General features: G+C 70.7%; 12 protein-coding genes. 1 reads left to right on the top strand and 11 read right to left on the bottom strand.

The window, feature by feature from the left end; all coding sequences use genetic code 11:
• Nucleotides 1-13 precede the first annotated feature (13 nt).
• From RBB84_RS08520 to RBB84_RS08505, 4 genes are all read right to left on the bottom strand, one after another.
• Nucleotides 14-2,197 carry a malate synthase G gene (locus tag RBB84_RS08520; RefSeq protein WP_033098309.1) on the bottom strand — a complete coding sequence of 728 codons (2,184 nt, stop codon included), beginning with the start codon at nucleotides 2,195-2,197 and terminating at the stop codon, nucleotides 14-16.
• A gap of 66 nt (nucleotides 2,198-2,263) precedes the next feature.
• The gene (locus tag RBB84_RS08515) at nucleotides 2,264-3,202 is read right to left on the bottom strand and encodes a hypothetical protein (RefSeq protein WP_064257024.1); all 939 of its coding nucleotides are present in this window, start codon (nucleotides 3,200-3,202) and stop codon (nucleotides 2,264-2,266) included.
• A complete protein-coding gene (locus RBB84_RS08510; RefSeq protein ID WP_033098307.1) occupies nucleotides 3,199-4,317 on the bottom strand; it encodes a hemolysin family protein in 1,119 nt (372 codons plus the stop codon). Before RBB84_RS08510 ends, RBB84_RS08515 begins: the two co-directional genes overlap by 4 nt.
• Nucleotides 4,314-5,729, bottom strand: coding sequence for a hemolysin family protein (locus RBB84_RS08505; protein WP_033098306.1), 1,416 nt, complete (start codon nucleotides 5,727-5,729; stop codon nucleotides 4,314-4,316). The genes RBB84_RS08510 and RBB84_RS08505 overlap by 4 nt, the downstream gene beginning before the upstream one ends.
• A 304-nt stretch (nucleotides 5,730-6,033) precedes the next feature.
• Here RBB84_RS08505 and RBB84_RS08500 point away from each other — a divergent pair, with 304 nt between their 5' ends.
• Nucleotides 6,034-6,675: a class I SAM-dependent methyltransferase gene (locus RBB84_RS08500; RefSeq protein ID WP_052040139.1), complete on the top strand. Its 642-nt coding sequence runs from the start codon at nucleotides 6,034-6,036 to the stop codon at nucleotides 6,673-6,675.
• Here RBB84_RS08500 and RBB84_RS08495 read toward each other — a convergent pair.
• The 7 genes from RBB84_RS08495 to RBB84_RS08465 all read right to left on the bottom strand — a co-directional run bounded on the left by RBB84_RS08495 (nucleotide 6,629) and on the right by RBB84_RS08465 (nucleotide 13,929).
• Nucleotides 6,629-7,528: a DMT family transporter gene (locus RBB84_RS08495; RefSeq protein WP_024101095.1), complete on the bottom strand. Its 900-nt coding sequence runs from the start codon at nucleotides 7,526-7,528 to the stop codon at nucleotides 6,629-6,631. The two genes, RBB84_RS08500 and RBB84_RS08495, sit on opposite strands and share 47 nt — an antisense overlap.
• A 4-nt stretch (nucleotides 7,529-7,532) precedes the next feature.
• A complete protein-coding gene (gndA, locus tag RBB84_RS08490; RefSeq protein WP_006552760.1) occupies nucleotides 7,533-8,984 on the bottom strand; it encodes an NADP-dependent phosphogluconate dehydrogenase in 1,452 nt (483 codons plus the stop codon).
• Between the two features lie 71 nt (nucleotides 8,985-9,055).
• Complete coding sequence (locus RBB84_RS08485) at nucleotides 9,056-10,006, bottom strand: M56 family metallopeptidase (RefSeq protein ID WP_006552761.1); 951 nt, start codon at nucleotides 10,004-10,006, stop codon at nucleotides 9,056-9,058.
• Nucleotides 10,007-10,019: 13 nt separating this feature from the next.
• Nucleotides 10,020-10,430 carry a BlaI/MecI/CopY family transcriptional regulator gene (locus tag RBB84_RS08480; protein WP_006552762.1) on the bottom strand — a complete coding sequence of 137 codons (411 nt, stop codon included), beginning with the start codon at nucleotides 10,428-10,430 and terminating at the stop codon, nucleotides 10,020-10,022.
• A gap of 78 nt (nucleotides 10,431-10,508) precedes the next feature.
• The gene (locus tag RBB84_RS08475; RefSeq protein ID WP_006552763.1) at nucleotides 10,509-11,381 is read right to left on the bottom strand and encodes an ABC transporter ATP-binding protein; all 873 of its coding nucleotides are present in this window, start codon (nucleotides 11,379-11,381) and stop codon (nucleotides 10,509-10,511) included.
• Nucleotides 11,378-12,514 (bottom strand): iron chelate uptake ABC transporter family permease subunit, encoded by a 1,137-nt coding sequence (locus RBB84_RS08470; protein ID WP_019289597.1) that lies wholly within the window; start codon nucleotides 12,512-12,514, stop codon nucleotides 11,378-11,380. Before RBB84_RS08470 ends, RBB84_RS08475 begins: the two co-directional genes overlap by 4 nt.
• Nucleotides 12,511-13,929, bottom strand: coding sequence for an iron ABC transporter permease (locus tag RBB84_RS08465; RefSeq protein WP_006552765.1), 1,419 nt, complete (start codon nucleotides 13,927-13,929; stop codon nucleotides 12,511-12,513). Before RBB84_RS08465 ends, RBB84_RS08470 begins: the two co-directional genes overlap by 4 nt.
• Nucleotides 13,930-14,035: the final 106 nt, after the last annotated feature.

Genomic DNA, 14,035 nt, shown 5'->3' with positions numbered 1-14,035 from the left:
GTCGGTGTGCGGGTCAGGCGTACTTGGCCTTGTACTCGCGGCGACGGCGGTGCAGGATCGGCTCGGTGTAGCCGCTGGGCTGCGTGGTGCCTTCGAGGATGAGTTCCTTGGCGGCCTGGAAGGCGATGCTGTCGTCGAAGTTCGGGGCGAGCGGCCGGTAGCCGGGGTCGCCTTCGTTCTGCCGGTCGACGACGGGGGCCATGCGCTCGAGGGAGGCGACGACGTCGTCGGCGGTGACGACGTCGTGGCGGATCCAGTTGGCGAGGAGCTGGCTGGAGATGCGCAGGGTGGCGCGGTCCTCCATGAGCGCGACGTCGTGGATGTCGGGGACCTTGGAGCAGCCGACGCCCTGGTCGATCCAGCGCACGACGTAGCCGAGGATGGACTGGCAGTTGTTGTCGAGTTCTTCGCGCTTCTCCTCGGCGGACCAGTTGGGGTTCTCGGCGAGGGGAATGGTGAGGATGTCGTCCACGGTGGCGCGGCTCTTGCCCTGGAGCTCGTTCTGGACCGCGAAGACGTCGACCTCGTGGTAGTGGGTGGCGTGCAGGGTGGCTCCGGTGGGTGAGGGTACCCAGGCGGTGTTGGCGCCGGCCTTGGGCTGGCCGATCTTCTGCTCGACCATGTCGCGCATGAGGTCGGTCATGGCCCACATGCCCTTGCCGATCTGGGCCTTGCCCTGCAGGCCGCAGGCGAGGCCGGTGTCGACGTTCCAGTCCTCGTAGGCGGCGATCCAGCGCTGCTGCTTCATGGCGGCCTTGCGGACGACGGGTCCGGCCTCCATGGAGGTGTGGATCTCGTCGCCGGTGCGGTCGAGGAAGCCGGTGTTGATGAACACCACGCGGTCGGAGGCGGCCTTGATGCAGGCGGCGAGATTGACGGTGGTGCGTCGCTCCTCGTCCATGATGCCGACCTTGAGGGTGTTGGTGGGCAGGGAGAGGACCTCTTCGACGCGGCCGAACAGTTCGGTGGTGAAGGCGGATTCCTCGGGGCCGTGCTGCTTGGGCTTGACGATGTAGATCGAGCCGGTGCGGCTGTTGGCGAGCGGGCCGTGGTCCTCGTCGATGTGCAGGCCGTGGATGGCGCACAGGCTGGTGATGAGCGCGTCGAGGATGCCTTCGGGGATCTCGTTGCCGTCGCGGTCGAGGATGGCGGGGTTGGTCATGAGGTGCCCGACGTTGCGGACGAACAGCAGGGAGCGGCCGTGCAGTTCGAGGTCGCTGCCGTCGAGGGCGGTGTAGACGCGGTTCGGGTTCAGCTTACGGGTGAGGGTCTTGCCGCCCTTGTCGAAGGACTCGGACAGGTCGCCGCGGTTGAGGCCGAGCCAGTTGCGGTAGCCGACGACCTTGTCGTCGGCGTCGACGGCGGCGACGGAGTCCTCGAAGTCCATGATGGTGGTGACGGCGGATTCGAGGACGACGTCCTTGACGCCGGCGGCGTCGGTGCTGCCGATGGGGGATTCGGGGTCGATCTGGATCTCGATGTGCAGACCGTGGTTGCGCAGCAGCACCGAGGAGGGGGTGGCCTTGTCGCCGAGGTAGCCGACGAGCTTGTCGGGCTGGGCGAGTCCGGTGACGGTGCCGCCCTCGAGGGTGACTTTCAGTTCGGTGCCGTCGATGCTGTAGCCGGTGGAGTCGGCGTGCGAGCCTTGCGCGAGGGGTGCGGCCTTGTCGAGGAAGTCGCGGGCCCAGGCGATGACCTTGTCGCCGCGGACCTTGTTGTAGCCGGTGCCCTTCTCGGCGCCGCCCTCTTCGGGGATGACGTCGGTGCCGTAGAGCGCGTCGTAGAGCGATCCCCACCGCGCGTTGGAAGCGTTGAGCGCGAAGCGGGCGTTGAGGACGGGCACGACGAGCTGCGGACCGGCGGTCTCGGCGATCTCGGTGTCCACGTTCTCGGTGCCGATGGTGAACGGTTCGGGGGTGGGGACGAGGTAGCCGATCTCTTCGAGGAAGGCCTTGTAGGCGACGGGGTCGTGGGGCTGTCCGGCGCGGTCGCGGTGCCAGCCGTCGATCTTGGCCTGGAGGTCGTCACGCTTGGCGAGCAGTGCCCGGTTCTTGGGGGCGAGGTCGTGGACGATCTTGTCGGTACCCGCCCAGAAGGTGTCCGCGTCGACCCCGCTGCCGGGGATGGCCTCGTTGTTGATGAAGTCGTAGAGAACCTGCGCGATCTGGAGTCCGCCGACCTGCACGCGTTCTGTCATCACCCTCACTCTTTCCGGTTGCTGTGCGGCCGGAAACGTCCCGGCCACACGGAATCGTCGATTATGTTACCCGCCGGTAGTAACGGACGCAGTGGTTCTGTGCGTCTGCAGGACGGTACATCGATTCACCAGCTCTTCTCTCAGAGCTGCGGCGCGACGGGTGAGCGCCGACTGCTCGCGGACGTACTGTGCGCGTCCTGCGGCAGTCTCGATCCTGATGGGCGAGTAGCCGTAGTCCTCGAGATCATACGGGCTCGCCCGCATGTCCAATTCACGGGCTGCGGACGCGTGTCGCAGGCACCGCACCGTCAGCTCCGAATCCGTCAGGGGCAGCAGCTTGTACGCCCACTTGTACAGATCCATGCCGGCGTGCAGACAGCCGGGTTGCTCGGTGCGTACCTGCTGGTCGCGGGTCAGTTCGGTGGCGTTGCGTGGGACGGCGTCGGGGGTGAAGAACCGGAACGCATCGTAATGGGTACATCGGAGCTGCATTGATTCCACCACTGTGTCGGTTCCGGTATGGCCGAGCCGCAACGGCACCGACGAGTGCCGCACCCCGTCGGCTCCCGCCCGGTACACCATCGCCCATTCGTGCAATCCGAAGCAGCCGAGCTGCGGCGGCCGGGAGGCCGTCGCGGTGAGCAGCCCCGCGACGAAGTCGACGGTGTCGGCGCGCCGGTCGAGCACCTCCCGGCCCACCCGCACCCCCGGCTGCCCGTCGACGGTGACCCGCTCGTAGCCCGGATGGTCGCGGTAGCCGCGCACCGCGGCCGCGCCGAGCAGCACGGTGCCGTAACCGGGATGCCAGCGCCGCAGCTGGCTCGGCCGCAGGTTGTAGTAGGTGAACAGGAAGTCGTGCACGGGATGGGTGCGGCCGGCGGCGCGTCGTTCGAGATGCCCGGCGAGCAGCTCGTCCACGGCGGCGTGATGGGCGTCGCGCCGCGCGGTCCACTCGTTCTCGGTGAGGATCGCCGGGCGGTCGGTCACGGACAGGGAGCGGGTCATGGTTCTCGTTCGGTCGATCGGGGTGCGGTGGTGCGGGGGCGGTTGCCCAGCGGATCCGCGACCCGGTGGGTGGCGTCGCGGACCGTTCCGACGAACTCTTCCACGAGGTCCTCGAGCGCGACGATGCCCCGCAGCGTTCCGGTGGTGTCGGTCACCCCGGCCAGATGCGCGTTGTTGCGGCGCAGCGCGGCCAGCGCCTCGTCGAGACCGTCACCGATCCCGATGGTCGGCAGCTTCCGGATCACCGCGGTAGGGATGACGGTCTCGGGACCGGTGGACTGTTCCCGCACCAGATCGAGCACGTCCTTGATGTGCACATAGCCGGTGATCGTGCCGTCGGGTCGGCGCGTGGGATACCGGGAGAAGCCGGTGGTGGTGACCGCGTGCTCGACGTCGCCGAGGGTCGGGCCCGCGCCGGTGTGCGGGACGGTGCGCACCCGGGCGAGCGGGATCATCACGTCGGCGACGGTGCGGTCGCCGGTGGCCAGAGCACGGGTGAGGCGCTTGTGTTCCTCCGCGTCGAGCAGCCCCTCGGAGCGGGATTCACCGATCATCTCGGTGAGCTCCACGGCGGAGACGGAGGTGTCGAGTTCGTCCTTCGGGTCGATGTGCGCCGCGCGCAGGGTGGCGTTGGCGCACAGGTTGTAGAAGGCGATGACCGGCCGGGCGGGTCGCATGAACAGCAGGTGGATCGGCACGAGCAGCATCGCGGCGCGTTCCGGGCCGGCGATGGCGATGTTCTTCGGCACCATCTCGCCGAGCAGGATGTGCAGTACCACCACGATCGTGAGCCCGATGGTGAACGCGATGGGGTGCAGCAGCGCGTCGGGCACCCCGGCCGCATGCAGCGGTACCTCGATCAGGTGCGCGATGGCCGGTTCGGCGACGCGGCCGAGCAGGATCGAGCAGATCGTGATGCCGAGCTGGGAGCCGGCGAGCATGAGCGAGAGGTGTTCGCCGGCGTGGATGACGGTGCGGGCGCGGGTCTTGCCCTGGGCGAGCAGTGTCTCGAGCCGGTCGCGTCGGACGGTGATGAGGGAGAACTCGGCGCCGACGAAGAAGGCGTTGCCGGCGAGCAGCAGAACGGCGAGGACGATCGCGAACCAGTCGCTCATCGACGCTCACCACCCTCGTCGGCAGCGGGGGCGTCGTCGCTGTCGTCCCTGTCCCCATCGCTGTCGCCGTCGGGGTTCTCGGGGTCGGGGGCGGCGCCGGGGACGAGCAGCACCCGGTCGATGCGGTGCCCGTCCATCTCGAGGATGCGCGCGTACCAGGTGAGGTCGCGTTCGCCGCGGCGCAGCGGCAGCTGGATCTCGTCGTCGACCTCGGGGATGCGGCCGAGTTCGGTGAGGATCAGCCCGGCGAGGGTCTCGTAGTCGCCGTCGGGGGCGCGGTAGCCGGTGAGCTGGGCGAGCTCGTCGGTGCGCAGCAGACCCGTGCACGACCAGCCCTCTCCGTCGCGGTGGGCGTCGAGTTCGGTCTCGTCGTGTTCGTCGCGGACGTCGCCGACGATCTCCTCGACGAGGTCCTCCATGGTGATCAGTCCGGCGGTGCCGCCGTATTCGTCGACGACGAGCGCGACCTGCATGCCGTCCGAGCGCACCCGTTCCATGACGGTGTCGCCGTCGAGGCTGGTCGGCACGGTGGGCACGAGGCGGGCGAGGGCGCCGACGGCGGTGGTGCCGCGCGCCGGGCCGGGCACGGTGAACGCGTGCTTGACATGCACGACGCCGAGCGGGGCGTCGAGGTCGCCGTCGACGATCGGGAAGCGGGAGTAGCCGGTGCGGGCGGACAGTTCGATGAGGTCGAGGACGGTGGCGTTGCGGTCGAGGCTCTCGACGGTGCTGCGCGGGGTCATGAGGTCCTCGGCGGTGCGGTCCCCGAACTGCAGGGATCGGTAGACCAGGCGGGCGGTGTGCTCGTCGAGGGTGCCGCTGCGGGCCGAGGCGCGCACCAGCGAACCGAGCTCCTGCGGGGAACGCGCTGAGCGCAGTTCCTCGGCCGGTTCGATGCCGAAGCGCCGCACGATGTGGTTGGCGGCGCCGTTGAGTCCGAGGATCGCCCAGCGGAACAGCAGGGAGAACGCCAGTTGGAGACCGGCGGTGGCGCGGGCGGTGCCCATGGGCCGAGCGATGGCGATGTTCTTGGGGACCAGTTCGCCGAAGACCATGGAGAAGGACGTGGCGATGAGCAGCGCGAGGATCAGCGAGGCGGTCGAGGCGACGGAGGTGCTCAATCCGATCGCGTCGAACAGCGGGGTGAAGAACTGCGCGAGGATCGGTTCGGCGAGATAGCCGGTGATCAGTGTGGTGATGGTGATGCCGAGCTGGGCGCCGGACAGCTGGAACGACAGGGTGCGGTGCGCGTGCTGGACCTGCCGGGCGCGCCGGTCGCCGTCGTGGGCGTGCGCGTCGACGGCGCTGCGTTCGAGGGCGGTCAGGGAGAACTCGGCGGCGACGAACAGGGCGGTGCCTGCGGTGAGCGCCACGAAGCCGAGGAGCGCGACGATATCGAGCAGGACGGACATCAGAGGCGGTCCTGCCGGGCGGGGTGGTGGCCGGGGTGGTGCCCCGGCCCGATAGAGGATCCTTCCGGCCCGGAGTCGCACTCCGTGCAGGGGGAGGAGGTGTCGGGCGGTGGGGTGGCTGTGGGTGCCGCGGGCACCGGTGTCCTCTCGTCGGGTCCGGTCGCGGACGGTGTCTGCTTGCCGGAAGTGGTTTCGACGGGTACCGATTCTACTGAGGGTGGTTGCCGTGTGTTGCGGTGCCGGTGACGGCGCGGCGCCTACGGTGGGGATCGAGCAGGTGTCCCGGTGGAACGAAGGAGCGTGGATGAGCGGCGGCGAGGGTCCGGAACACGGTGGCGGCGAGCGGGTGCCGAGCCGGTGGGAGGAGATCGTGGCGGAGAATCCGGCGCATTCGTCGTGGTACGTCAAACGGTTCCGTGCGATGGTCGCCCAGGGGCAGGACACTGTCGGGGAGGCCCGGTTGATCGATGCGATGGTGCCGCGTGGGGCGCGGATCCTCGACGCAGGGTGCGGGCCGGGCCGGCTCGGCGGTTATCTGCATCGGGCCGGGCACAGTGTGGTCGGGGTGGATGTCGATCCGGTGCTGATCGCGGCGGCGGAGGAGGATCATCCGGGGCCGAGGTGGCTGGTGGGGGATCTGGCCGAGCTGGATCTGCCGGCCCGCGGTGTCGACGCCGATTTCGATGTGATCGTGTGCGCGGGGAATGTGATGACCTTCGTGGCGCCGTCGACCCGGGTGGCGGTGCTGCGCAATTTCGCGGCGCATCTGGCGCCGCAGGGCCGGGGGGTGATCGGTTTCGGGGCGGGCCGTGAGTATCCGTTCGAGGAGTTCTTCGCCGATGCGCAGCAGGCGGGTCTGGCGGTGCAGGTGCGGTTGTCGACCTGGGATCTGCGGCCGTTCAGCGATGACGCGGAGTTTCTGGTGGCGGTGCTGGGGCGGGCGTAGCCGCGGCGTCGGCGGGGGTGTCGGCGGCCTGGGCGCGGGAGAGCGCCACGGTGGTCACGAGCATCACGACGACGGCGGCGCTGACGAGGATCCGTCCGGGGCCGTCGGTGCGCAGGTGTTCGCCGAGCACGGTCATGCCGAGCACGATCGCGGCGAGCGGTTCGCCGACGGTCAGGGCGGGCAGCGATGCGGTGAGCGATCCGGCCTGGAAGGCACGTTGCTGCAGGTAGATCGCGGTGGCGCCGGCGGCGACGAGTGTCCAGGTCTGCCACGAGCCGAGCAGTTGCGGGATGCCGTGTTCGGCGAGGTCGGTGACGTGTTTGGTGAACGCGCTGGTCACGCCGTAGAGGACGCCGGCGGCTATCCCGAACGACAGTGCCCGCCGTCGCGGGGAGAGGAGGGCGACGACGACTGCGGCGGCGGTGACGGCGAGCACCGTTCCGAGCGGCAGCGCCCAGCGGGCGGCGGCGGCATCTCCGGTGCCTTCGCTGGGGTTGCCGGCGAGCAGGAAGATCGCCAGCGCCGCGCACAGTGCGCCGGCGAGTAGCCAGGTGGTGCGGGTGACGCGGCGGCCGGTGGTGGCGGCGGCGAGCGGCAACGCGAACAGCAGTGACGCGACGAGCAGGGGCTGGACGAGCAGCACCGATCCGAAGACGAGCGCGATGACCTGCAGTACGTAGCTGCCGCCGTCGCCGAGGATGCCCGCCCACCAGCGGGGGCTGCGCAGCAGCGAGCCGACGAAGGAGTCGGTGTCGGGCACGGCAGCGGCCGAGGTCTGTTGCGCGACACTGCCGACCGCGATGAGCGCGGCGGCGGCGAGTGCGCACAGGACGGCGACTGCCGTGCCCGTCATCGGGTCAGGCCTGCACTTCGGAGCGGTCCCCGCTCCACAGGGTGTGGAACTTGCCGGGCTTGTCGGTGCGCTCGTAGGTGTGGGCACCGAAGAAGTCGCGCTGGCCCTGGGTGAGGGCGGCGGGCAGCCGGTCGGCGCGCAGCCCGTCGTAGTAGGACAGCGACGACGCGAAGGCCGGGACGGGGATGCCGAGTTGGGTGGCGGTGACCACGACGCGCCGCCAGCTGTCGATGCCGATCTCGATGGCGTCGCGGAAGTACGGTGCGAGGATCAGGCTGGGCAGGGCCGGGTCGGCGTCGTAGGCCTCTTTGATGCGGTTGAGGAACTGGGCGCGGATGATGCAGCCGCCGCGCCAGATCGTTGCGAGCGCGGCGCGGTCGACGTTCCAGCCGTATTCGGCGCTGCCGGCGGCGATCTGGTCGAAGCCCTGCGCGTAGGCGACGATCTTCGACGCGTACAGGGCGGCGCGGATGTCCTCGGTGAACTGCGCGGCGTCGGTGGGGGCGGCGCCGAGGTTGCCGGCGGCAAGGCCGCGGGCGGCGGCGCGCTGGTCGCGGGAGCCGGACAGGGCGCGGGCGAAGACGGCTTCGGCGATGCCGGTGACGGGGACGCCGAGGTCGAGGGCGGCTTTGACGGTCCAGCGGCCGGTGCCCTTCTGTTCGGCGGCGTCGACGATGACGTCGACGAGGGGTTTGCCGGTGGCGGCGTCGGTCTGGCGCAGCACCTCGGCGGTGATCTCGATGAGGTAGGACTCGAGGGTGCCGGTGTTCCAGTCGGCGAAGACGTCGGCGATCTGCCCGGCGTCGTAGCCGAGGGCGTCGCGCAGCAGGTGGTAGGCCTCGCCGATGAGCTGCATGTCGGCGTATTCGATGCCGTTGTGAACCATCTTCACGAAGTGGCCGGCGCCGTCGGGGCCGATGTGGGTGCAGCAGGGGGTGCCGTCGACCTGGGCCGCGATGGTTTCGAGCAGCGGGCCGAGCGCCTCGTACGATTCGGCGGGGCCGCCGGGCATGATGGACGGGCCGTTGAGGGCGCCTTCCTCGCCGCCGGAGATGCCGGCGCCGACGAAGTGCAGGCCGCGGGCGCGCAGGGCGGCTTCGCGGCGGATGGTGTCGGTGTAGAGGGCGTTGCCGCCGTCGATGATGATGTCGCCGGGTTCCATCGCGTCGGCGAGCTCGTTGATGACCGCGTCGGTGGCGTCGCCTGCCTTGACCATGATCAGGACGCGGCGCGGCTTTTCGAGGGCGGCGACGAATTCGTCGATGGTTTCGGTGCGGACGAAGGTGCCGTCGCTGCCGTGCTCGGCGAGCAGCGCGTCGGTCTTGGCGATGCTGCGGTTGTGGAGGGCGACGGTGTAGCCGTGGCGGGCGAAGTTGCGGGCGATGTTCGAGCCCATCACGGCCAGTCCGGTCACGCCGATCTGGGCCTGCGGTGTTTCGGTGCGTTCGACGGTCATGGTCTACAGCTTCCCCCGAAACGGGGGCCGATCGAAATCGGGGCGGGCCGAACGGCGCGGCGTGTCGCGGCTCAGAGGCCGAGCAGCAGGGACAGTTCGGTGAGCCAGGGCACCGCCACGGCGATGGTGGGTACGACGAGGATGGCGGCGGCGGCGGTGTAGGCGGCGGCGGAAATGCCGAGGTTGGGCCCCGGTCCGGTGAGGCGCTGCACGCGCAGCACGGTGCTCGGTCCGCCGACGGCGAGGGCGCCGGTGGGCGTGTGGGCGCCGGCGCAGGCCACGAGGGCGCGGGCCAGCGGTGCGGGGCCGGTCTTGCGGACGGCGGAGTCGTCGGCGAGCAGCTCGACGAGCAGTTTGACCGAGCCGAGCGCCGAGCCGGAGCGCACGACGCGGGGGAACGCTTCGTAGACGGCGGTGAACGCCTCGAGGATGAGGTCGTGGCGGGCGCGCAGGTGGGAGTGTTCGTGGCGCAGGATCGCGCGTAGTTCGTCGTCGCCGAGGTTGTCGAGGGTGCCTTCGCTGAGCACCACCCGGTGCCGCAGCCCGGGCAGGCAGTAGGCGATGGGGTCGGCGGTGTCGAGGATCCGCACGTGCGGGTGGTGGCGGACGGCGGCGCCGCTCTCGCGGCGGTCGAGCAGGTCGACGAGCATGCGGTGGCGGGAGCGGCGGCGGCGGGTGCGTACCGCGACGCGCAGCATGGAGAAGGTCAGGCGGGCACCGATGAACACGGTCAGGGCGAAGACGATGACGTAGGTCAGCCACAGGGGCAGACCGAGGGCGTCGATCTCTTCGAGGGGCCCGGTGGTGGGTCGGCCGTCGGCGCCGGGTGCGAGGAGGCGGGCGGCGATGGCCAGGCCGCAGGAGAACGCGGAGAGCACCGCCGCCAGGGCCACGGACTGCCACAGCACGAGGGCGGCCCGGGGGTTGCGGTGCGGCCAGGTGGCGCGGGCGAGCAGCCCCGGCACCGGACCGGCGAGGAGAAGCGCTGTGGTTCCGAAGAACAGCGCCGTGGTCGCGTTCATGACATCGAGTGTGTCAGCCGGCCCGCTCGGTGTCGTGGCCGGTGCTGTCGTCGCCGTGTTGCGCTTCGAGTTTCGCCAGCGCCGCGCGCAGGGCGGCTGCTTCGTCGGCGCCGACGCGGCCGACGAAGTGGACGAGGGCGGCGGCGCGGCCGGCGGTCTCGTCGGCCTGGTCGAGGGCGTCGACCATGAGGCTGGCGACGAGTTCGTCGCGGCCGTGCACCGGCAGGTAGCGGTGGGCGCGGTCGTCGCGTTGCTGGATGACGAGGTTCTTCTTGGCGAGGCGCTGCAGGACCGTCATGACGGTGGTGTACGCGAGGTTGCGTCGAGCCGAGAGGGCTTCGTGGACCTGCCGGACGGTCTGTGGTTCGGGGGTGGACCACAGGTGGTCCATCACTGCGCGTTCGAGTTCGCCGAGTGCTGCCATGGGTCGATTCTACGGATTTCTCCGACGAATGTGCGTACTACCCCCAGTCGTAGGTTCTGACCTGCGGTGGGACCATCGTCACCTCCGGTGGGGACCTCCGGCGGCGCCGTAGACGTGGCGGGTGCCGATGGGCACGATCAGCGGCCGGTCGGACACCGGATCGTCGATGACCGAGGCGTCGAGGTCGAACACCTCGCGCAGCAGTTCCACGGAGATCACCTCCGAGGGCACCCCGGAGGCGACGACGCGGCCGTCCTTCATCACCACGAGGTGGTCGCTGTAGCGCACGGCGAGGTTCAGGTCGTGCAGCACCATCACCACGGTGCGACCGAGTTCGCTGTGCAGCCGGTCGACGAGGTCGAGGACCTCCACCGAGTGCGCCAGGTCGAGATAGGTGGTCGGTTCGTCGAGCAGCAGGATGTCGGTGCCCTGTGCGAGCGCCATGGAGATCCAGGCGCGTTGCCGTTGCCCGCCGGACAGTTCGTCGATGGGCCGGTCGGCGAGGTCGGCGATGCCGGTACGTTCGAGGGCGATGGCGACCTCGTCCTCGTCGTCGGAGGACCACTGCCGGAACCACGACTGGTGCGGGTGCCGGCCGCGGGAGACCAGATCGGCGACGGTGAGCCCTTCGGGCGCGACGGGGGCCTGCGGCAGCATGCCGAGCACCCGGGCGACCTCGCGGGTGCGCATGGTGGTGATGTCGTGCCCGTCGAGCAGCACGGTGCCGGTGCGGGGCTTGAGCAGCCGGCTCAGCGCGCGCAGCAGGGTGGATTTGCCGCAGCCGTTAGGGCCGATGACGGTGGTGACGACCCCGGTGGGGATGGACAGGTCCAGGTCGTCGACGATGAGCCGTTCGCCGTAGCCGAGGCTGATGTGCTCGGCGACCAGTCGCGGCGCCGCGTGCTCGATCGGGCCGGGGGCCGGGACGGCAGGCAGATGGGTGTCGGTCATCGGGAGACCTTTCGGTTGGAACGCACCAGCAGGTACAGCAGGAAGGGGCCGCCGAGTGCGGAGGTGACCAGGCCGACGGGCAGCGGCACCGGCAGGATGGTGCGGGCGATGAGGTCGGCGGCGACGACGAACAGCGCCCCGGTCAGGGCGGAGGCGATGATCGGGCTGCCCGCCGAGCCGACGAGGCGCAGGGCGATCTGCGGGGCGGCGAGGGCGACGAAGCCGATGGGGCCGGCGGCGGCGGTGGCGACGGCGGCGAGCGCGCACGCCGCGACGAGCAGCAGCGCCTGCTGGGTCTGCAGCTTCACGCCGAGGGAGCGGGCGGTGTCGTCGCCGAGGCGCAGCGCCCCGACGGTGAAGGAGGCGGTCGCGGCCCAGCCGCCGACGAGCAGCAGCGCGATCGCGGCGGGCACCACCTGACTCCAGGAGACACCGTTGAGCGAGCCGGTCAGCCACACCTGGGCGCGGCTGACGTCGTTGATGTCGGCGGAGACGAGCATCCACTGGGTCAGGGCGATGAGCATGGCGTTGATGCCGATGCCGATGAGCACGAGCCGGAAGCCGTCGGCGCCGCGCCGCCAGGCCAGCAGATAGATGACCGTGGCGGTGAGCAGCGCGCCGAGCAGCGCCGACATCGGCAATCCGAGGGTGGCGAGCAGTCCGACGATGGAACCGCCGCTGGTGACGACGATCAGGGCCACGGCGGCAGCGGAGGCGCCGGCGGTGATGCCGAGGATGTCGGGGCTGGCCAGGGCGTTGCGGGACACCGATTGGGTGATGGCGCCGGAGACCGCGAGGGCGGCGCCGACGACCACGGCGGCGATCCCGCGCGGCAGGCGCAGGTCGAAGACGATGAACCGGTCGAGGCGTTCCCCGCCGCCGAGGAGCACCTCGACGACCTGCAGGGGGCTGAGCGGGTAGTCGCCGCGGCCGAGGGAGATCGACAGCAGCACCGCGGTGGCGACGACGATCAGCGCGCACACGATGACCATGCGGGCACGCCAGACGACGGAGACGGAGCCGAGCCGGAAGGCGGGCCGGCCCGGGACGCGGGTGGAGACCTGCGCGGGTGAGCGGCGCTTGTCCGTCGTCGGCTCGTTCGTGTCGAGGGACGGGGTGGGGGTGTCGTTCACAAGGCCACCAGCTTCCGGCGACGGACGAGGGCGATGAAGAAGGGGGCGCCGATGAGGGCGAGCACGATGCCGACCTGCAGTTCGCCGGGGCGCACCACGATGCGGCCGACGACGTCGGCGAGGACGAGCAGTGCCCCGCCGAGCAGCCCGGCATAGGGCACGAGCCAGCGGTAGTCGGGGCCGGTGACCGCGCGGGCGATGTGCGGGACGATCAATCCGACGAAGGCGATGGGTCCGCAGGCGGCGGTGGCGGCGCCGGTGAGCACGGTGATCGCGGCGATGCCGATCACCCGGGTGGTGACGACGTTGGTGCCGAGCGAGCGGGCGACGTCCTCGCCGAGGCTGAGCAGGTTCAGGGCCGGGGTGGAGGCGAGCGCGACGAGCAGTCCGACGACGATGAACGGCAACACCTGCCAGAAGACGTCCATGCCGCGGCCGGCGACGGAGCCGACCACCCAGAAGCGGTAGCCGTCGAGGCTGGTCTGGTCGAGCAGCACGATGGTCTGGATCATCGCCTGCAGGAAGAACGCCACCGCCGCGCCCGCCAACGCGAGACTGAGCGGACTCGAGCCGCCGTTGCCGATGGACGCGAATCCGAACACCACGATGCTGGCGAGCGCGGACCCGGCGAAGGCGAACCACAGATACTGCGCCGGGGTGGAGAGCCCGAACAGGTAGATCGACAGCACCACCAGGAAGGCGGCGCCGGCGTTGATGCCGAGCAGACCGGCGTCGGCGAGCGGGTTGCGGGTGTGCCCCTGGATCAGTGCGCCGGCGACGCCGAGCGCGGTGCCGACCAGCAGCGCGAGCAGGGTGCGGGGGATGCGCAGCGAATGCACGATCACGTCGGTTTCGGAGCCGTCGTTGACGACGAGGGCGTGGAAGACCTCCGCGAAGGTCATCGGGCGGGCGCCGACGGCGATGCTGGCGAGCGCGCCGAGCACCAGCAGTACGAGCAGCGCGGCCAGGCCGAGCAGGCGCCGGCGGCGCAGGGCGGCGACGTTGCCGTCGGTGGGGCGCGGGGTGAACTCGTCGTGGCGGGCGTGGCGTTCGGTGACGATCTCGGTGCCGCGGCGCAGCAGGGCACGGCGGGTGCCGGCCGGTCCGGTGGTGGCGCGGTCGCGCAGCACGAGCCCGGTCCACTGCAGGCCCAGACTTTGGCCGGTGCGGCCGGCGCGGTAGCCGTGGTTCCACCACAGCAGTCCGGCGGCGGCGGCCAGGGCGGCGCCGCCGAAGACGATGCGGTCGGTCTGGCCGCCGCCGTTGGCGTCGGCGAGGGTGTCGACGACGAGGGCGCCGATGAGCAGGGGGATGGCGAGGAGCGCGAGGTCGCACAGGACGGCGGCGATCCGGCGTCCCGGGCGGGGCGGGGCGGTCGGGTCGGCGTCCGGTGGGGCGTGGGGGGTGACGGTCACGGGCGCGGGGTGCTCCTCGGGAAGGCGGTGGTGCGGTTCGGGTCGTCGCGGATCGTGGGGAACGCGAAGGCCTTCGGAGTTAGGTTACGGAATCCTATGTGCCGAC

The organism is Rhodococcus sp. D-6 (assembly GCF_040256695.1).
GTDB classification, from domain to species: Bacteria; Actinomycetota; Actinomycetes; order Mycobacteriales; family Mycobacteriaceae; genus Rhodococcus; species Rhodococcus pyridinivorans.
The sequence above is the reverse complement of the archived record's forward strand: the minus strand, read 5'-3'. Positions and strand labels throughout refer to the sequence as shown.